This is a genomic window from Christiangramia sp. 3-2217-3z (assembly GCF_051195275.1).
GTDB classification, from domain to species: domain Bacteria; phylum Bacteroidota; class Bacteroidia; order Flavobacteriales; family Flavobacteriaceae; genus Christiangramia; species Christiangramia marina.
In genome coordinates this window covers 295,529-314,219 of record NZ_JBNJLI010000002.1, presented here as the reverse complement: position 1 = coordinate 314,219, position 18,691 = coordinate 295,529, and the positions used below count along the sequence as shown (strand labels likewise).

Genomic DNA, 18,691 nt, shown 5'->3' with positions numbered 1-18,691 from the left:
GCCACTGGTGAGGTGGTACCTTTCGTTAACGTGATTGAGAAAGGAACCACGAACGGGACTACGAGTGATTTTGATGGTAATTATAGTCTTAGCGTAGAATCTCTGCCTACTACTTTAGTTTTTTCCTACCTGGGATTTGAGACTCAGGAAATCAGGGTGACCTCCAATTCCTCTATGACTATTCAATTTGTTGAATCTTCAGCTACCCGCGATGAAGTGGTCGTTACAGGTTTGGCAACTTCAGTAAAACGTGCGCATGCGGCGAATGCTGTGTCATCCCTCTCTGCAAGTGAAATATCAGGTAGAACGCCTCCTCCCACTCTTGATGGTGCACTATATGGTAAATTCGCAGGAGCAACGGTAAGTGCAAATTCCGGAGCGCCAGGTGGTGGTCTGTCGGTAAAACTTCGTGGAGCGACCTCTATTCAGGGTAATACACAACCACTTTATATTATTGATGGTGTTTATATTGACAATAGTTCTATCGCAGCCGGGCTAAACGTAGTATCTGCAGCAGCTGCAGGTGGTAGTGCATCTAACCAGGATAACCCGTCAAACAGGATCGCAGATATTAACCCGGAAGATATTGCTAATATCGAAATACTTAAAGGAGCATCTGCCGCAGCCATCTATGGGTCCAGAGCCGCCGCCGGGGTGGTCATCATTACTACTAAAAAAGGTAAGGCCGGAGAAACTATTTTCAATTTCTCTCAGGCAACCGGATGGACAGAAGTAAACAATCTTTTAGGTCTTCGTGACTATAACGAGCAGCGTGTGCGCGATAGCTTTGGCGATGAAGCCGCGGCAAGTTTCCTGGAAGCTCAGCAGGAAGGCAGACTTGTAGATTATGAAAAAGAAATCTTTGGAGAAAAAGGACTTATTAGTATCACGAACTTCAGTATGAGCGGAGGTAGTGAAAAGACTCGATTTTATACCGGGATTACTCATAATGATGAGGAAGGTATCGTTAAAGGGACAGGTTACAAGAAAACATCCCTGAGATTGAATCTTGACCATAAACCAACCGACTTCATAAAGCTTGGACTAAGTTCCAGTTATGCACATTCATCTGCGAATAGAGGTTTTTTTAATAATGATAACTCAGGAACTACGATTGGGGTGACGCTTACCGGAACTACACCGTGGCTTGAGCTATTCCCTAATGAAGATGGTGTTTATCCAGATAATCCTGCCGGAGCTTCCAATCCTTTACAAACCAGAGATCAGGTTCGAAATAATGAGACCGTGAACAGGTTCATTGTAGGTGGAACCGCTAATGTTGATCTTTATACTGCTAAAAGTTCTAATCTCGAGTTGATCCTTCGTGGAGGTCTTGATTTCTACGGACTAAAAACCAGAGCGATATTTCCAAAATCCTTACAATTTCAGAAGCCATCTAATGGTGGATTGAATGGAGTTGCGGTTCAGGGTGATACTCAAAACAAGAACTACAACTTATCAGCATTCCTGGTCCATAATTATTTTACCGGAAACGATCTCAACTTCCGTACTCAGGCTGGGGTGACCAGAGAGAATTTTGACAGGAATACGCAATTGATCTCTGCTACCGGTCTTGTTGCTTCTGAAACCAATGTAGATCAGGCGGCTAATACTGGTGTGAATCAAACGAGATTGCTGCAGGAAGATTCTGGTTTCTTTGTTCAGGAAGAGGTGAATTTTCAGGATAAAGTAATCGCAACGGTTGGTCTTAGAGGGGATAAGTCTTCTAATAATGGTGATGCGAACGAGTTATATTATTATCCAAAAGCATCTGTAGCTGTAAATCTTAACGAATTCGGATTCTGGAATGAAAGCAGTCCGTGGAGTCAGTTTAAATTAAGAGCAGCATATGGGGAGGCTGGAAATTTCCCGCCATTTGGAGCACTTTTCACTTCATATAATACCTTTTCTACAGATGGATTGCTTGGAATAAGTTTAATTGGAGTACGTGGAGACCGTAATCTTGAATCTGAAAGACAGAAAGAACTTGAATTTGGTACAGATGTAAGCTTCTTTAACAACAGGCTTAATTTCTCTGCTACCTATTATATCAAAACCATTGAAGATCTAATTCTTCAGGCCGCATTGGAACCTTCTTCAGGATTTACCAGTGAATTCGTAAATGCCGGGGAGTTACGAAACCGTGGTATAGAATTAACGCTTGATGCAGTTCCTGTGGCTACAGAAGATTTTACCTGGAATCTTGGGGTAAATTTCTATAAGAACACTTCAGAAATTACCAGGCTTGATGTAGATCCTTTTAATATTGGAGCTTTTGGAGCAACCCTGGGAACCTTCAGAATTGAAGAAGGATCGAGCGCTACCCAAATCGTTGGGATTGGACCAAATCCTGGTGAAAATGGATTTCAGAAGTTTGGAGATGCTGAGCCAGATTTTCAAATGGGTTTTAACTCCCAGTTGATCTATAAGAATTTTGATCTATCCTTTGTATGGCAATGGAAAAATGGAGGTGAAAATGTGAACCTTACCACCTTGTTAACCGATTTGAATGGAACCAGTCATGATTATGATACCGTAGATCTCGATCCAGACGGTCAGGTTGGAAATGGACCATATAGGGTGAGTCAGTTAGGATCTTCTGCAGAGGTTTTTGTAGAAGATGCTTCATATTTGAGAATGCATGAGCTTGGTTTATACTATAATATTCCTGCGGAAGTTTATGACGATTTCCTAAATGGTTCGATCGATAATATCAAACTTGGATTCTCGGGAACCAACCTAATCAACATTTTTGATTATAACAGTTATGATCCTGAAGTGTCCAACTTTGGAGCAAACGGAATTTTTACCGGGGTTGATGTAACTCCATTCCCTTCTTCAAAGAGATTTCTTTTTCACTTAGCAGTTAATTTTTAATACGTAGATGATGAAAAATACATTAACTAAAATATTCATACTCTTCATTTTAATTAGCGGTTTACAGGCTTGCGATGTTGAAGAGTTTTCAGACCTAAATAATCCGGAAGTAGATGCTTTTCGTGACAATCTAACCAGAGGTGATCTTCAGGATCTGGTTGGCGGTGTGCTTTACAGTATGCGCGTAAGCCTCGGGACTTATTATGATGATCTTGGCGTGATAGGCCGTGAATACTGGAGATTTTCCAGTTCAGATCCACGATTTACAGCAGATCTTTTAGGAAAAGAAAACGCGGTGCTGGATAATAATACCTTTTATATTACCAATCCATGGGCGGCCAGGTACAGAACTGTGAAAAATGTGAACTTGATCCTTGAATTTATAGAAGTTCAGGACGTTTCAGCTCAATTTTCAGACTCAGAGATTAGCGCAACTAAAGGTTTTTTAAAGACTGTGAAAGCGCACGAACTGCTGCTTAATTTGAATCTTACTTATCAAAACGGTGTTCGAGTAGAGGCGAGTGATGAAAATAATCTGGGCCCATTCTTAGGATATGATGCAGCGCTTACTGCTATAAGAGCTTTGCTGGATGAAGCGGCGGGAGATCTACAGAATGGAGGCGATTCCTATCCATTTACGCTTACTTCTGGCTTTTCAGGTTTCAATACTCCTGGATCATTCTTAGAGGCAAATAAAGCGATTGCAGCGAGGGTAGCGGCCTACCAGGAAGATTTTCCTGCGGTACTGGATTACCTAGAAGATAGTTTTCTCACCTTGGATGCTTCCATGCTTGATGAGGGTATTTACTACAACTTTAGTGCAGATCAAACTGATATCCTGAATCCATTGTTCTTTCCAGTCGAAGCGACAACAGCCGGAGCAAGGATCGTGCAGCCAGATTTCGTGAGTGATGCTGAGGATGGAGACGAGCGACTTAGTAAAGTTGCCCAGCGAAGTGAACCTTTAACCTTCGATTTTCTAACAGGAGATTACGCTGTTTTCAGATATACTTCCAATATAGATGCGATCCCGATCATAAGAAATGAGGAGCTAATACTTCTTTATGCGGAAGCAAATATTTATCAGAATCCTTCTGAAGCTGTAGAAGCTTTGAATCTAATAAGGAATTCAGCAGGACTGGATGATTATGATGGTGATTCTCCTGAAGTTTCTCTTATTGATGAGATGCTTATGCAAAGAAGATATTCGTTGTTTGCTGAAGGTCATCGCTGGCTGGATGTGCGCAGGTATGATCGTTTGGATGAATTACCTACCGATAGGGAAGGGGATGATGTATTTGAGCAATTTCCGATTCCGCTTACAGAAAACTAGTAATATTGCTGATTTTAGATATAGACCATCCCGTACTGCGGGATGGTTTTTTTATGTTGTCATAAGATTTAAAAATTATCTTCGCCGGACTAAAATTTCAGGTTTGAAAAACATCAAGTGGATCTATCTTATCATCCTTTCTATTGTTTGGGGTAGTTCCTTTATCCTTATCAAAAAAGCACTTGTAGGATTGAGTCCTTTGCAAGTTGGGTCTTTCAGAATCATCTTTGCAGCACTGTTTCTAATATTTGTAGGTTTCCGAAGTTTGATGAAACTGAATGCGAAACAATGGAAATGGATCGTAATTTCAGGATTTCTGGGATCATTCTTTCCGGTATATTTTTTCGCTTTTGCTGAAACCGAAATCGATAGTGCCATCGCTTCTATATTAAATGCGACCACTCCATTATTAACGCTGATAGTGGGCGCTGCATTCTTTCGAGCGGTAGTCACACAGAATAAGATCACCGGCGTGATCATTGGCCTTCTAGGAACCTTCGGACTCATCCTTAGCGGGGCGAGTATCAATCCGGATCAAAATTACTTTTATAGTCTGCTGGTGATTATGGCAACGGCATGTTACGCTGTAAACGTAAATATTCTCAAGACTAAGATGAGTGATATAAGTCCGCTTGGAATTACAGCGGGGAACTTTTTCGTGCTCTTATTCCCAGCCCTTTTGATCCTGTATCTTTCAGGATTTTTTGAACTGGAGCCTATTACTACTAAAGTTGAATTATCGCTTGTATATGTAGGAATACTGGGGGTCATAGGGACCGGTGTGGCAATGATCATCTTCAATAAATTGATACAGATCTCAGATCCTGTATTTACTACTTCAGTTACTTATACTATTCCAGTTGTTGCTCTTGGCTGGGGAATGTTGGATGGGGAGGTCTTTAGTTTCTGGCAGTTAATTTCGGCATTAGTGATACTGCTGGGTGTATTCATTGTGAATCGCTCAAGAAATATTATCGGAAGAAGAAATAGCACCAAATAAAAAAAGCCCCGGAGACGGGGCTTTCATATTTTTCAGAAGAAATAATTATTCTACAGAGAAATCTGCATCTTCTACTCCTTCGTTCACCATAATTTCTGAAACTTTAAATTCAAAAGATTGTGGTCCCATACTTTGTGAGATAGTAAAAGGAAATTTCACTCCTTTTACTTCCTGGTAATCACCGTAACCAGTTGGAATGCTCATTGTCTGGCCTCCCTGGCTAACTGTTTTTACAGACTGTACTTTTAGTCCGCTATCTACAGCATAGTAATTCTTTGTAGTCTCATCAGCACTTACTACGTAAGCATCTTTACCATCTACCTGCTCGATCCCTTCGATCTTAGCGTCACCAACAGTTAATTCTGGAAAAGCATTAGCATCTGTCTTTGCAGCTTTGATCTGGTCTTCGTTGTATGGCATTTTCTGACCCATCTGCATTACGAAACCTGTCTCACCATTAAATACCTGCTTACTTACAACCTGACCACCCATAGTTACTTCCTGGCTTAATTTTCCAGCAGCGGTTCTAGTCATGTCAAGTCCAAGTTCTCTACCCTGAACATTTGCACTAGCGATCATTTTTACAGTTTCGATACCTTCAACAGCCTCACGACCGCCAATAGCTTCAATATACTTGTTGTATACCTTATCAACGCTCATATCAGCATTAACTTGTTTTTGCTCTGGCTTTTCAGTTTTCTCACCAAATCTGTTATAATAATTGATCGGGTAAGTTTTACCTTTATAGGTCATCTTTTCAAGATTCTCCAATACATCGGCACCTTTACCGGCGATCACAATTCTAGAATTGTCTGCTAGGAAATACTTCTTTGCAACACGTTGAACGTCTGCTTTAGTAACCTTGTCGATTCTTTCAAGATACTCCTCGTAGAAATCATCATTAAGATCTTCAGTCTCTATTTCCATAGCGAAATTAGCGATAGTAGAAGGCTGCTCTAATGAAAGAACGAAATCTCCTGTGATCTTAGCTTTGGCATTTGCCAGTTCCTGATCTGTTACCATCTCGTTTCTCATTTTGTAAACCTCGTCCAGGAATGCTACTACAGAGCTATCTGTAACTTCATTTCTTACACTTGCACTGGCTACGAAAGTTGAAGCATATTTATCATTCCCGGTGCTTGAGTAAGCTCCATAAGTATAACCTTTGTCCTCACGAAGGTTAAGGAATAATCTTGCTTCACCACCACCACCAAGGATCTTGTTAGCTACAAGAACCGGGAAGTAATCATCGTCCTTTTTCTTAAGGTTAATCGTATTTACAAGAGCAATTTCAGATTGTACAGCGTTTGGCATATCAACAAAGTTGATCTCTGTTTGCTTTACATTAGATACTGCAGGGATTTTAGCTTCCGGAGTTGCTTTACCGGTCCAAGAAGAAAAGTTCTTTTTTACAAGATCTTTTACATCATCTTCATCTACATCTCCAACAACTACCAGGTAAGCGTTCTTAGGAGAGAACCAGGTTTTGTAATAAGACTTAACGTCTTCCAGTTTCACTGCGTTTACAGTTTCTTCCGTAGAGAATTCACCGTAAGGGTGATCTTTACCATAAGCTAGAGCAGAGCGAACTCTACGAGCGTTATAAGAAACATCCTTTTCACTGCTTTTTAGTCCGTCGATAGTTCTCGCTTTAGACTTATCAAATTCTTCCTGAGTAAATTCAGGATTAATGATTCCATCTGCCATTAAAGCAAGCACATCAGGGAAATATTTAGATAGTGTATTTGCATTAGCACCACCAGCATAAAAATTTAGACGTGCACCAAGGAAGTCAACTTTTTCATTGAATTCATCCTTAGACATGTTCTTGGTTCCTGTTCCAATCAGGTCACCGGTTAGTCCGGAAACACCTGCTTTGGCGCCTTCTGCATGCGGAGCATTGTCAAATCTTAAAGACATGGCAACACGTGGCAACTTATTGTTTTCCACGATCATTACCTGCATTCCATTATCAAGCTTGAAAGTTTCAGGTTCGTCCACATTTACTTTTGGAGCAGGACCCGGTTCGGGCATCTGGCTACGGTCAATTTGAGCTGAAACTCCGACTGTTAGCGTTGCAAACGCTGCCAGAGTTAGTATATTTTTTCTCATTATTTTCAATTTTTAATTATTATTCCGGCTGTTCGCTGGCTGGTAAATACTCAAGCACTACTCTTTGGTTAGGCTTTAAGTATTCTGAAGCAACTCTTTTGATATCTTCTCTGGTGATATTTCTGTAAATATCAATTTGATCGTTGATAAGATCAGTATCTCCGTAAAGAAGGTAGTTTCTGGCTAAAGAGTTAGCGATACCTGCAACACTTGAATTTGAATTTACAAAGTTGTTTTCTGCTTTGTTCTGAAGCTTCTGGAAATCTTTTTCAGAAATAAGTTCACTTCTTAATTTAGCGATCTCTTCTTCGATCTCGGTATTTAAAGTCTCTAGTTCTGTTTCTCCCTGAGGAATACTGAAGATAAGATACATCCCGTAGTCTTCCTGTTCCAGATTGAATGCTCCCACCTGAAGTGCCTGCTTCTGCTCATCTACCAGTTTTTTGTAAAGCTTCGAGCTGTTACCATCACTAAGGTAGTCAGAGATCATATTTAGTACATAAGAATCCTTTTCAGTAAAAGCCGGAGTTCTGTACCCAATTACTGAAGCAGGGATCTGGATGTTTGAGTCATAAGACTTCGCATTGATCTGCTCTGTGATTGGTTCTTCTTTCGGGAAATCTCTGGTTACATCGTCTCCTGAAGGAATTGGACCAAAGTAATCCTTGATCATTTTTTTAGTCTCATCGATCTTAATATCACCAGCAACTACCAATACGGCATTGTTAGGTACGTAATACTTGTCGAAGTAAGCTTTGAACTCATCTAAAGTAGCCGCATCAAGATCTTCCATATAGCCAATGTTCGGATCCTTATAAGGATGATTTTCGAACATATTCTCCTGCATAGCTGGTAATAAGTTACCATAAGGAGAGTTATCCATACGTAGTCTTCTTTCTTCTTTTACTACTTCATTCTGAGTGTCAACACCTTTTTGTTTAATAATAGGGTGTAGCATTCTTTCAGATTCCATCCATAATCCTAATTCAAGGTTGTTTGAAGGGAATACTTCGTAATAATAAGTTCTGTCCTGGCTGGTATTTGCATTGTTGCTACCACCATTTGAACTAACGATTTCGAACCACTTTCCATTTGGAATGTTCTCGGTTCCTTCAAATAACAGGTGCTCAAAAAAGTGAGCCATCCCGGTTCTTCCGTCTTCACGGTCTTTTCCACCAACGTGGTACATCACAGATGTGGTTACAACAGGAGCGGAGTTATCCTTGTGCAGGATCACATGCAGCCCATTGTCTAAATCATACTCAGTAAATTCTACTTCCTGAGCAAATCCTACGATTCCAATCAAGAAAAAGCAGAATAACAGTCCTAGTTTGTTAATCATTTTTTTAAGGTTTTTTCAATTGCCATTATTAGTTTGTATACCTCTGAAATTGTTACAGTAAAATCAGCTTATTATCGAGATTGTGCGAAATGTGTTAAAATTAACAAGCTATTAAGGCAATAAACGCGGTAATTTTAGGAAATTTACGTCTAAAACCAACTTTGCTATGGGTAAATTCAGTATTCCTATTAAATACGGTGTCGCTGTTGCCGCCGGTCTTATTGCTTATTTTCTAATTCTTTCACTATTTGATGCTCACAATCAGCCAATTTATAGTTTATTCAATGGGGTGATCATGGCCTATGGGATGTTTGAGGCCGTAAAGCATTACAGACTTCATAAAGGGAATAAATTTAAATATCAGAAAGGCTTTATGGCCAGTTTGCTAACGGGCTTTAATGCTACTATTATATTTACGATCTTCTTTGGAGTTTATTCTACGGAAATAAATCCAGGTTTTTTAGATGATCTAATTACGGTTTGGATTACAGATTACAATACCAGTATAGGTGTAGTATTATTTGTAGTAGCTGTTATGGGATTTGCTACAAGTTTGGTTCTTACCCTGGCTTACATGCAATTATTCAAAGATTCATGGAATACTAAGGAAGCGAAGAAGCACACGCTTTAATCAATTCTGAAAAAGACAAAAACCTTTGTCAATTAATTAAATAGAATTATATTTGCACCCGCTTGCGTGAAAACGGAAGTGATTTTATTAAGTATTTATATAACTAATTATACGCTATGTACGCAATTGTAGAGATAGCAGGGCAGCAATTTAAAGTTGCAAAAGACCAGAGAGTTTATGTGAATCGCCTAGCAGGTAAAGAAGGAGACAGTATCTCTTTTGATAAGGTACTTCTTACTGCAGATGGAGATAGCATTACTGTTGGCGCCCCGGCTATAGAAGGAGCTTTGGTTGGAGCAAAGATCAACCGTCACCTTAAAGGAGACAAAGTAATCGTTTTCAAGAAGAAAAGACGTAAGGGTTACAGAACCAAAAATGGTCACAGACAAGCACTTACTGAAATTCTTATCGAAGGTATCGATCTTAAAGGCGGATCAAAATCCACTTCAGCTCAGAAAGAAGAGCCTAAGAAGGAAACTAAAAAAGAAGAATCTTCAAACGACCTAAGTCAAAATACAGTTGCAGAACTGAGAGAAATGGCTAAAGATAAAGGTGTTGATGGATATTCTTCAATGAAAAAAGCAGAATTAATTGCTGCATTAAGCTAGTTTAAACTACTAAAAACGAAATAATATGGCACATAAAAAAGGAGTTGGTAGTTCCAAGAACGGTAGAGAATCAGAATCGAAACGTTTAGGCGTGAAGATCTTTGGTGGACAAGCTGCTGTTGCGGGAAATATTATCGTAAGACAAAGAGGTACTGCTCACCGTCCAGGTGATAACGTATACGCTGGAAAAGATCATACTTTACACGCTAAAGTTGACGGACTAGTGAAATTCACTAAGAAGAAAGATGATAAATCTTATGTTTCTATTGAGCCATTTCAGGCATAGTTAGATTCAAATTTATATAGGAACCCTCTTCAGAAATGTAGAGGGTTTTTTATTTCCTCTAATTAAATTGTTTAACTTTGCAATGTAAATAATAAACAGAATTATGATCGCAGAAGAATATGAATTAGATGAGAGGCAGATAGATCGAATAATCGCCATGGCCTGGGAAGACAGAACTACCTTCGAAGCAATCGAATTTCAGTTCGGTTTAAAAGAGGAGGAAGTCATTAGGTTTATGCGTGAGCAAATGCATCCCAGGAACTGGAGAAAATGGAGAGCACGCGTTCAGGGTAGAAAGACAAAACATGAAAAGCTAAGAAGTGATGACGTTAGCAGATTCAAAAGTAAAGCTCAGCGTCAAATCACTGGTAACAGAATTAGCAAGAAGAAATATTAGTGGTAATTAATGGAAACAAAAAATCCCCGGGCAGCGGGGATTTTTCTAAAAACCAAACAAAAAAAGGGTCATCAATTCAAAGAGAATGTACTAATTAAATTAACCTCGTTACCCTTATAGGAATATTGGGAAAGTGTATTATCCCCGATCATTAGCAACTTGTCATCAAGAGGAATGACATCATAGGTGTTAATGTTCGTAAATTGATCTACAAGACTAAGATCGGGGGTGTTTTTAGTATCAAATATTTTTAGCCCTTCATCGCCATCGCAAACAAAAAGCCAGTCATCCTTTACGCCTAAGCCAAAGGGATTATTCATTTCGTAGGAACTTACAATTCTTGGGTTGTTCTTGTCTGAAACATCAACGACATCTAACTGATTAAAATTTTGTCCGCAATTGTTTCCGCCACGAATGGTCACGTATGCGTAATTGTCTTTTACTACTACAGGATCACATCCTAATACGTGCTGAAGGAAAGAAACCTGCTGTGGAGACTCCGGGTTCTCAAGATCGTAGATATACATTCCAGTCGCACTACCCAGATATAGATGATCCTGGTAATGGAAGATCGTTTCTATATTCCAGCCGGCATATTCACTACTTAGCTCAACCGGATTAGAAGGATTGCTAATGTCCACTACAGAGAGTTCGCTTTCTTCAGCTATATAAAGTAATTCGTCATTAATTGTAAACCTGGCCATACTACCGCCAGTACCTGATCCACCGCCGTCTGCTTCTGAGAAGAAAGGCTCGTTGACCAGATCACCTCTGGCATATTCTATTTTTCGGGATTCGGTGATATAGCCTATAATAACTTCAGTATTATAATCAAAGTTTTCGAAGTCTACGAAACTTACCTGTCCAGGTGGTGGATTACGGTAATAATTAGGGAAAATGTCTTTGACTCTGCCTGCTTCTTTAATAGCATTCATATCACTAAGATCGAAAACGACCAGGTCCATTCCATTATTCGCGTATAGCATATTATTTCTAATAGCCACATCGGTATTCCGCGGGATTTTCAGAAATTGAACTTTTACGGGATTGAATGGGTCGGTATTGTTGATGATGTGAACACCTTCGTTTTTGTCATTGATAAATATATAATTCTGCCAGGCGTAGATCTTTCCCGATTCCTTGATTTCCCGGGGAGCCTGAATTTCTACGGAAGCACGGAAATCAGCGATGGACTGAGTAACGGGTACTGCAACTGTAGTGAACCCATCATCACTATCCTCCTCACAGGAGGTGAAAAGGAAAAGTGGTGATAATAGTAACACAAAAAGTAAATTTTTCATGTGTAATTGTGGTTAGGTATCTGTTAGATGCTACACTTTCCAAAAGGTTGCGTAAGATTTAAGAAAATTTTTTCTGTCACTTTGTCAGAACTCTGTTTAGTTCTATCTTTGCGTTTCTAAAAACCCGGAGTTTAGTATAGATTTATGGAGAAGACAATAGACGAGAAAAAGCAAGGGAACTCTTTAGTAATGGAGCCTAAGCATGAGAATACCCGGAAACTTTTTATTGAAAGTTATGGATGCGCAATGAACTTCAGTGATTCAGAAATTGTTGCTTCCATTCTTAGTAAAGAGGGTTTTAATACTACCCAAAAGTTAGAAGAGGCAGATCTTGTTCTGGTAAATACCTGCTCGATTCGTGATAAAGCGGAGCAAACAGTTAGAAAAAGACTGGAAAAATACAATGCGGTAAAAAGAATAAACCCGGGAATGAAAGTGGGAGTGCTGGGCTGTATGGCAGAGCGTCTAAAAAGTAAATTCCTGGAAGAAGAGAAGATCGTGGATATGGTCGTGGGACCAGATGCTTATAAGGATCTGCCAAATCTTGTGAGTGAAATTGAAGAAGGACGTAGTGCGATGAATGTTCTATTAAGTAAGGAGGAAACCTACGGAGATATTTCTCCAGTACGGTTGCAAAGTAATGGTGTTTCAGCATTTGTATCCATTACCCGCGGTTGTGATAATATGTGTACTTTTTGCGTGGTACCGTTTACCCGCGGTCGCGAACGTAGTCGTGATCCTCAAAGTATTCTTGAAGAGGTGAACGATCTGGCAACGAAAGGTTTTAAAGAGATCACATTATTAGGCCAGAATGTAGATAGTTATCTTTGGTATGGTGGCGGACTCAAAAAAGACTTTAAAAATGCTACCGAAATTCAGAAGGCGACCGCTACAGATTTTTCGCAGCTTCTGAAACTTGTTGCAGAAGCACATCCCAAAATGAGAATCAGGTTTTCTACTTCCAATCCGCAGGATATGACGCTGGACGTGATTAAAATGGTAGCAAAATATCCTAACATCTGTAACTATATACATTTACCCGTACAATCTGGAAGTAACCGAATTTTAAAGGCGATGAACAGGCTGCATACTCGTGAAGAATATTTCGAGCTTATTAGAAACATCAGGGAGATGATCCCGAATTGCGGGATTTCTCAGGATATGATTACCGGTTTTCCAACCGAAACCGAAGAAGATCATCAAGATACTTTATCTCTAATGGAGAAGATTACCTATGATTTCGGCTTTATGTATGCTTATTCTGAAAGACCCGGAACCATGGCTGAAAGAAAGCTGGAAGATGATGTGTCTCATGAAGTAAAGAAAAGACGCCTTCAGGAGATCGTAGATCTTCAGCAGAAGCATAGCAAACAGAGAACCAGACGCTTCTTAGGTGAAATTACCGAAGTTCTGATTGAAAGAGAATCAAAGAAATCTGATCAACACTGGAGTGGTAGAAATTCACAAAATACCGTGGTGGTATTTGACAAGCAAAATTATAAGATCGGTGATTTTGTAAATGTAAAAATAAAGGACTGTACCAGTGCTACTCTTATAGGGGAGCCAGTGGGATATAGTGATAATTATTAACGAGAATAATGACGTTCTTCTCACTTGTATTGAAGAATGTCTAATAATACTGAAGTTTTAAATGGAATCAGTTCAGGCAATTAAACAGCGATTTGGAATTATTGGAGACGATCCAAAACTTAATCGTGCAGTAGAAAAGGCAATTCAGGTTGCACCAACAGATATTTCAGTACTTGTTACCGGAGAAAGTGGTGTAGGTAAGGAAAGTATTCCGAAGATTATACATGCGCTTTCTCATCGTAAACACGGGAAGTACATCGCAGTGAACTGTGGAGCAATTCCTGAAGGAACTATCGATAGTGAACTGTTCGGACACGAAAAAGGTGCATTTACCGGTGCGACTCAAACCCGAAGTGGTTATTTCGAGGTAGCCGATGGTGGAACCATATTTCTTGATGAAGTGGGGGAGTTACCATTGCCAACGCAGGTAAGATTGCTTCGTGTTCTGGAAAATGGTGAATTTATAAAAGTGGGTTCCTCGAAAGTTCAGAAAACCGATGTTCGCATCGTAGCTGCTACGAATATCAATATGTTCGAAAACATCAAAAAGGACAAATTCCGGGAAGATCTTTATTACCGTTTAAGTACAGTGGAAATCGGACTGCCACCACTAAGGGAAAGAAAAGGTGATATTCATCTGCTTTTCAGGAAATTTGCTTCAGATTTTGGATTGAAATACAAGATGCCCACGATCAAACTTGATGATGAAGCTGTGGCTTTGTTATTAAAATATCGCTGGGGAGGAAATATTCGGCAGTTACGAAATATTGCAGAACAGGTTTCCGTTCTGGAACAGAAGAGAAATATCAGCGGCGATGAACTAAGGCAATATCTTCCGGATATTGGCAGCAATCTACCCGCAGTAATTTCAGATAAAAAGAAAGAAGGGGATTTCAGTAATGAAAGAGAGATACTTTATAAGGTCTTGTTCGATATGAAAAGTGACCTGAACGACTTGAAAAAATTAACGCTGAAGTTGATGCAGGAGGGAGACAGCAAGCAGGTTCAGGATGAGAATGAAGGTCTTATCGAAAAGATCTACGGGAATAGCGGTGATGATATCGATGAAGCTGATATTGATGAAGATGAGCTGAATGTGCTGCAAATTCCGCAACAAAATTCTTCTTCACCAAGTCAGGAAGAAAAGGATAAGTATTATTTTGCTGAAGAAATTGAAGAGGAAGAAACACTTTCGCTTCAGGACAAAGAGTTGGAGCTTATCAAAAAGTCGCTGGAAAGACACAGTGGGAAGCGCAAGGCTGCAGCAGAAGAATTAGGAATAAGTGAACGCACTTTATATCGAAAGATCAAACAATACAATCTATAATTAATGACAAGATTTCTTAGCATTATCACGGTATTACTCGTGAGTTTGAGCTTATCTTCATGTATGTCATATTCTTTTACGGGAGCTGACACTGGAGACGCCGAAACATTTCAGGTAAATTTCTTCCAGAATAATGCAGATCTTGTGGAACCGGGAATAGACCGTGCATTTACGATCTCTTTGCAGGACCTTATTCAGAATCAAACAAGTTTGAGTCTTACCAATACCAATGGGGATTTGATCTTTGAAGGTGAGATCATACAGTTTTATGTGTCGCCAATGTCTGCAACTGCTGAAAATACCGCTGCGCAAAGTAGACTGACCATTGCGGTAAACGTTCGTTATTACAATACACTGGAACCGGAAAAGGATTTTGAAAAGCGTTTTTCTTTCTATTATGATTATCCGGCACAGCAACAATTGATCGGGGCAAACCTGGAGACCGCACTGGACGAGATATATACGAGAATTACGCAGGATATTTTTAACGCAGCGCTTACCGACTGGTAATGGATAAAAAAGCACTCTTAAGTTTACTAAACTCTCCTGCGGAAATTACTAAAGAACAAACGCGGGAACTGGAAATTTTGCTTGAGAAAGCACCCTATTTTCAGGCGGGTCGTGCTATAAGACTGAAGGGACTTAAAGAACATCAGGAATTCAGTTACAATTCAGCACTAAAGAAAACAGCAGCATATACCACAGACCGTGATATTCTTTTTGATTTTATTACTTCTGAAGAATTTAATCAAAACACGATTGCGAGACAGATCAGGCAGCAGGAAGACCGACTGAAGGAAATGACGGTCTACGAACATGAAGAAGTTCATGGAAGACGAAGCATAGACCTGGATGATGCGATCAAAATGAAGCAGTCTGAATCTGAACGCGTTATGGATCCTGCTTTGTTCGAGCGTGCTCAGATGAAAGATAGTTCTTCAGATATTGAGGTTACCAAAGGATCTTCAGAAGAAGAGAACCTGGAGATTGGAAAACCTCTGGAGTTTAATCAAAAGGAATCACATTCATTTTCAGAATGGTTAAAATTAACCAAGGCAGAACCTGTAAAAAGAGAAAACGAGGCAGAAGAACCTGAAAACGAAGATCGCCAGAGAAAATTTGATCTTATTGAAGAGTTTATTGCTAAAAATCCTAAGATCAAACCGGTAAAATCTGTATCCAAAAGCAATCTTGCCGAAGATTCTATGACCAGCCAGGAATCTCTGATGACAGAGACTTTAGCGCGTGTTTACCTCGAGCAAAAAAACTATAAAAAAGCCATTCAGGCATATAAAATATTAATTTTGAAAAATCCCGAAAAAAGTGGTTTCTTTGCAGACCAAATTCGGGCAATAGAAAAATTACAAGACATTAATAACGATTAAGAATGAGCACATTCACTATATTTTTAGCTTTAATAATTATCGTAGCATTTTTGCTGGTAGTTGTGATCATGGTTCAAAACCCTAAGGGTGGAGGATTATCTTCTTCTTTTGGTGGCGGAGGTCAGCAAATGGGAGGAGTTAAAAAGACGACAGACTTTTTAGATAAATCTACCTGGACTCTTGCAACTTTATTGCTTGTTTTGATCCTACTTTCTAACGTAGCTATTATGGATAAGCCGGCAGAAGCTGGAACAAGGGTTTTCGAAAGTGACGAACCTGTAAATACTGAAATACCTGCAGCTCAACCAGCGACACAAACTGACAGTGAGCAGTAGATAAGATACTCAACAACATTTGTAAATGCCAGCTTATGACAAGCTGGCATTTTTTTTTGCCTTATGGCAGAGAAATAGAGCTGGCATAATTTTAGAAATATGTCTCCCGTATTTGAAAATTAATTAACCTAATAATAAAATTTAATAAAATGGGACTAAACATTAAGCCGCTTTCAGACAGGGTTGTAATTGAGCCTGTTGCTGCAGAAAACAAGACTGCTTCTGGTATCATTATTCCGGAGACAGCTAAAGAAAAACCTCAAAAAGGTAAAGTTGTAGCTGTTGGTGGAGGTACCAAAGATCATCAGATGACAGTTAAAGAAGGTGATACAGTTCTTTACGGTAAATATGCCGGAACAGAGCTAAAGCTGGAAGGAACAGATTATCTGATCATGCGAGAAGATGATATATTAGCGATAGTATAAGTTTCACTTCAATTTTCCAGCAGCCGCTGGAGTTTATAATCTAGAAATTAATTAACCAATTATTCTGTAGTCTAACTATAGAAAATTAAAAATAATAGAAATGGCAAAAGATATAAAATTTGACATTCAGGCTCGTAATGGGATCAAACGTGGTGTTGATGCATTAGCGAACGCTGTAAAAGTAACTTTAGGACCTAAAGGTCGTAATGTAATTATTAGTAAATCTTTTGGGGCACCAACCGTAACTAAAGATGGTGTAACTGTAGCTAAAGAGATCGAACTTGAAGATCCTCTAGAAAATATGGGAGCTCAGATGGTGAAGGAAGTAGCTTCTAAAACCAACGATCTTGCTGGTGATGGTACAACTACTGCTACCGTTCTAGCTCAGGCTATTGTAAAAGAAGGTTTAAAGAACGTCGCTGCGGGTGCAAATCCAATGGACCTGAAACGTGGTATCGACAAAGCTGTTGAATCTCTTACTGCAGATCTTGCAAAACAAACTAAAGAAGTAGGTGACTCTTCAGAAAAAATTAAACAGGTGGCATCTATTTCTGCTAACAACGATGATGTTATTGGTGATTTGATCGCTCAGGCATTCGGAAAAGTTGGTAAAGAAGGTGTTATTACTGTAGAAGAAGCCAAAGGAACAGAGACTTATGTTGATGTTGTGGAAGGAATGCAGTTCGATAGAGGATACTTATCTCCTTACTTCGTAACAAATTCTGAAAAAATGACGGCAGATCTTGAAGATCCATATATCCTTCTTTTTGACAAGAAGATCTCTTCTATGAAAGATTTACTTCCTGTATTAGAGCCAGTGGCTCAGTCTGGAAAGCCTTTATTGATCATTGCTGAGGATGTTGATGGTGAAGCTCTTGCGACACTGGTAGTTAACAAACTTCGTGGATCATTAAAGATCGCTGCAGTGAAAGCCCCAGGATTTGGTGACCGTAGAAAAGCAATGCTGGAAGATATCGCAATCCTTACCGGTGGAACTGTAATTTCTGAAGAAAGAGGATTTACTTTAGAGAATGCTACGATCGATATGTTGGGTACTGCTGAAAAAGTAGCGATCGACAAGGATAATACTACCATCGTTAACGGAGCTGGAAACAATGATGATATCCAGAGCAGAGTAAACCAGATCAAATCTCAGATCGAGTCTACTACTTCAGATTATGATAGAGAAAAGCTTCAGGAGCGTCTGGCTAAATTAGCTGGTGGTGTTGCCGTACTTTATGTTGGTGCAGCTTCAGAAGTTGAAATGAAAGAAAAGAAAGATAGAGTAGATGATGCACTTCACGCAACCAGAGCGGCTGTAGAAGAAGGTATCGTTGCAGGTGGTGGTGTTGCATTGGTTAGAGCTCAGGCTGTACTTAGCAAAATCAAAACTGAAAATGCTGATGAAGCAACTGGAGTACAGATTGTTTCAAAAGCTATCGAATCTCCATTGAGAACTATCGTGCAAAATGCTGGTGGTGAAGGTTCTGTAGTGATCAACAAAGTATTGGAGGGTAAGAATGACTTCGGATATGATGCCAAAACAGATACTTACGTAGATATGCTGAAAGCTGGTATTATTGATCCTAAGAAAGTAACAAGAGTAGCATTGGAAAATGCAGCTTCAGTTGCTGGAATGATCCTTACAACCGAATGTGCGCTTATTGATATTCCGGAAGACAATGCTGGAGGTGGAATGCCACAAGGAATGGGCGGCGGTATGCCAGGAATGATGTAATCAT

17 protein-coding genes are annotated in these 18,691 nt (G+C 39.6%); 14 read left to right on the top strand and 3 right to left on the bottom strand.

The window, feature by feature from the left end; translation table 11 throughout:
• The first annotated feature begins 12 nt into the window (after positions 1-12).
• The 3 genes from ACSHZO_RS04825 (at position 13) to ACSHZO_RS04815 (ending at position 5,210) form a co-directional block, all read left to right on the top strand.
• Positions 13-2,877, top strand: a complete 2,865-nt coding sequence (locus tag ACSHZO_RS04825) for a SusC/RagA family TonB-linked outer membrane protein (protein ID WP_298245991.1) — start codon at positions 13-15, stop codon at positions 2,875-2,877.
• A gap of 7 nt (positions 2,878-2,884) precedes the next feature.
• Complete coding sequence (locus ACSHZO_RS04820; RefSeq protein ID WP_435066649.1) at positions 2,885-4,210, top strand: RagB/SusD family nutrient uptake outer membrane protein; 1,326 nt, start codon at positions 2,885-2,887, stop codon at positions 4,208-4,210.
• A 103-nt stretch (positions 4,211-4,313) separates the two neighbouring features.
• Entirely contained in the window at positions 4,314-5,210 is an 897-nt protein-coding gene (locus ACSHZO_RS04815; RefSeq protein WP_298245993.1) for a DMT family transporter, read from the top strand.
• Between the two features lie 45 nt (positions 5,211-5,255).
• On the opposite strand, the gene ACSHZO_RS04810 is transcribed toward ACSHZO_RS04815, so the two are convergent.
• Positions 5,256-7,322 (bottom strand): M16 family metallopeptidase, encoded by a 2,067-nt coding sequence (locus ACSHZO_RS04810; protein WP_298245994.1) that lies wholly within the window; start codon positions 7,320-7,322, stop codon positions 5,256-5,258.
• A gap of 19 nt (positions 7,323-7,341) precedes the next feature.
• Entirely contained in the window at positions 7,342-8,664 is a 1,323-nt protein-coding gene (locus ACSHZO_RS04805) for a M16 family metallopeptidase (protein ID WP_298245995.1), read from the bottom strand.
• A gap of 166 nt (positions 8,665-8,830) precedes the next feature.
• Between ACSHZO_RS04805 and ACSHZO_RS04800 the strand changes: the two genes are divergently transcribed.
• The 4 genes from ACSHZO_RS04800 to ACSHZO_RS04785 all read left to right on the top strand — a co-directional run bounded on the left by ACSHZO_RS04800 (position 8,831) and on the right by ACSHZO_RS04785 (position 10,586).
• A complete protein-coding gene (locus ACSHZO_RS04800; protein WP_141878997.1) occupies positions 8,831-9,295 on the top strand; it encodes a DUF4199 domain-containing protein in 465 nt (154 codons plus the stop codon).
• A gap of 116 nt (positions 9,296-9,411) precedes the next feature.
• A complete protein-coding gene (rplU, locus tag ACSHZO_RS04795; RefSeq protein ID WP_298245996.1) occupies positions 9,412-9,903 on the top strand; it encodes a 50S ribosomal protein L21 in 492 nt (163 codons plus the stop codon).
• Between the two features lie 25 nt (positions 9,904-9,928).
• Complete coding sequence (rpmA, locus tag ACSHZO_RS04790) at positions 9,929-10,189, top strand: 50S ribosomal protein L27 (RefSeq protein WP_141878995.1); 261 nt, start codon at positions 9,929-9,931, stop codon at positions 10,187-10,189.
• Positions 10,190-10,292: 103 nt separating this feature from the next.
• Complete coding sequence (locus ACSHZO_RS04785; protein WP_185739515.1) at positions 10,293-10,586, top strand: TIGR03643 family protein; 294 nt, start codon at positions 10,293-10,295, stop codon at positions 10,584-10,586.
• Between the two features lie 71 nt (positions 10,587-10,657).
• On the opposite strand, the gene ACSHZO_RS04780 is transcribed toward ACSHZO_RS04785, so the two are convergent.
• Positions 10,658-11,887: an LVIVD repeat-containing protein gene (locus ACSHZO_RS04780; RefSeq protein ID WP_298245997.1), complete on the bottom strand. Its 1,230-nt coding sequence runs from the start codon at positions 11,885-11,887 to the stop codon at positions 10,658-10,660.
• Between the two features lie 144 nt (positions 11,888-12,031).
• Here ACSHZO_RS04780 and miaB point away from each other — a divergent pair, with 144 nt between their 5' ends.
• The 7 genes from miaB (at position 12,032) to groL (ending at position 18,687) form a co-directional block, all read left to right on the top strand.
• Positions 12,032-13,477, top strand: a complete 1,446-nt coding sequence (miaB, locus tag ACSHZO_RS04775) for a tRNA (N6-isopentenyl adenosine(37)-C2)-methylthiotransferase MiaB (protein ID WP_298245998.1) — start codon at positions 12,032-12,034, stop codon at positions 13,475-13,477.
• A gap of 61 nt (positions 13,478-13,538) precedes the next feature.
• Positions 13,539-14,804: a sigma 54-interacting transcriptional regulator gene (locus tag ACSHZO_RS04770; protein ID WP_141878989.1), complete on the top strand. Its 1,266-nt coding sequence runs from the start codon at positions 13,539-13,541 to the stop codon at positions 14,802-14,804.
• 3 nt (positions 14,805-14,807) lie between these two features.
• Positions 14,808-15,314 carry an LptE family protein gene (gene lptE, locus ACSHZO_RS04765; protein ID WP_298245999.1) on the top strand — a complete coding sequence of 169 codons (507 nt, stop codon included), beginning with the start codon at positions 14,808-14,810 and terminating at the stop codon, positions 15,312-15,314.
• Entirely contained in the window at positions 15,314-16,189 is an 876-nt protein-coding gene (locus tag ACSHZO_RS04760; protein WP_298246000.1) for a hypothetical protein, read from the top strand. Before lptE ends, ACSHZO_RS04760 begins: the two co-directional genes overlap by 1 nt.
• A gap of 2 nt (positions 16,190-16,191) precedes the next feature.
• Entirely contained in the window at positions 16,192-16,524 is a 333-nt protein-coding gene (gene secG, locus ACSHZO_RS04755) for a preprotein translocase subunit SecG (protein WP_295178343.1), read from the top strand.
• Between the two features lie 149 nt (positions 16,525-16,673).
• On the top strand, positions 16,674-16,949 hold the full coding sequence (locus tag ACSHZO_RS04750) for a co-chaperone GroES (RefSeq protein WP_298246001.1): 276 nt from the start codon (positions 16,674-16,676) through the stop codon (positions 16,947-16,949).
• Between the two features lie 100 nt (positions 16,950-17,049).
• Positions 17,050-18,687 (top strand): chaperonin GroEL, encoded by a 1,638-nt coding sequence (groL, locus tag ACSHZO_RS04745; protein WP_295178339.1) that lies wholly within the window; start codon positions 17,050-17,052, stop codon positions 18,685-18,687.
• The last annotated feature ends 4 nt before the right edge of the window (positions 18,688-18,691 follow it).

Coding starts and splice junctions, on each gene's coding strand:
- ACSHZO_RS04820 (WP_435066649.1), top strand. CDS start 2,885: ATGATGAAAAATACATTAACTAAAATATTCATACTCTTCATTTTAATT.
- ACSHZO_RS04810 (WP_298245994.1), bottom strand. CDS start 7,322: ATGAGAAAAAATATACTAACTCTGGCAGCGTTTGCAACGCTAACAGTC.
- ACSHZO_RS04805 (WP_298245995.1), bottom strand. CDS start 8,664: ATGATTAACAAACTAGGACTGTTATTCTGCTTTTTCTTGATTGGAATC.
- ACSHZO_RS04800 (WP_141878997.1), top strand. CDS start 8,831: ATGGGTAAATTCAGTATTCCTATTAAATACGGTGTCGCTGTTGCCGCC.
- rplU (WP_298245996.1), top strand. CDS start 9,412: ATGTACGCAATTGTAGAGATAGCAGGGCAGCAATTTAAAGTTGCAAAA.
- rpmA (WP_141878995.1), top strand. CDS start 9,929: ATGGCACATAAAAAAGGAGTTGGTAGTTCCAAGAACGGTAGAGAATCA.
- ACSHZO_RS04785 (WP_185739515.1), top strand. CDS start 10,293: ATGATCGCAGAAGAATATGAATTAGATGAGAGGCAGATAGATCGAATA.
- ACSHZO_RS04780 (WP_298245997.1), bottom strand. CDS start 11,887: ATGAAAAATTTACTTTTTGTGTTACTATTATCACCACTTTTCCTTTTC.
- miaB (WP_298245998.1), top strand. CDS start 12,032: ATGGAGAAGACAATAGACGAGAAAAAGCAAGGGAACTCTTTAGTAATG.
- ACSHZO_RS04770 (WP_141878989.1), top strand. CDS start 13,539: ATGGAATCAGTTCAGGCAATTAAACAGCGATTTGGAATTATTGGAGAC.
- lptE (WP_298245999.1), top strand. CDS start 14,808: ATGACAAGATTTCTTAGCATTATCACGGTATTACTCGTGAGTTTGAGC.
- ACSHZO_RS04760 (WP_298246000.1), top strand. CDS start 15,314: ATGGATAAAAAAGCACTCTTAAGTTTACTAAACTCTCCTGCGGAAATT.
- secG (WP_295178343.1), top strand. CDS start 16,192: ATGAGCACATTCACTATATTTTTAGCTTTAATAATTATCGTAGCATTT.
- ACSHZO_RS04750 (WP_298246001.1), top strand. CDS start 16,674: ATGGGACTAAACATTAAGCCGCTTTCAGACAGGGTTGTAATTGAGCCT.
- groL (WP_295178339.1), top strand. CDS start 17,050: ATGGCAAAAGATATAAAATTTGACATTCAGGCTCGTAATGGGATCAAA.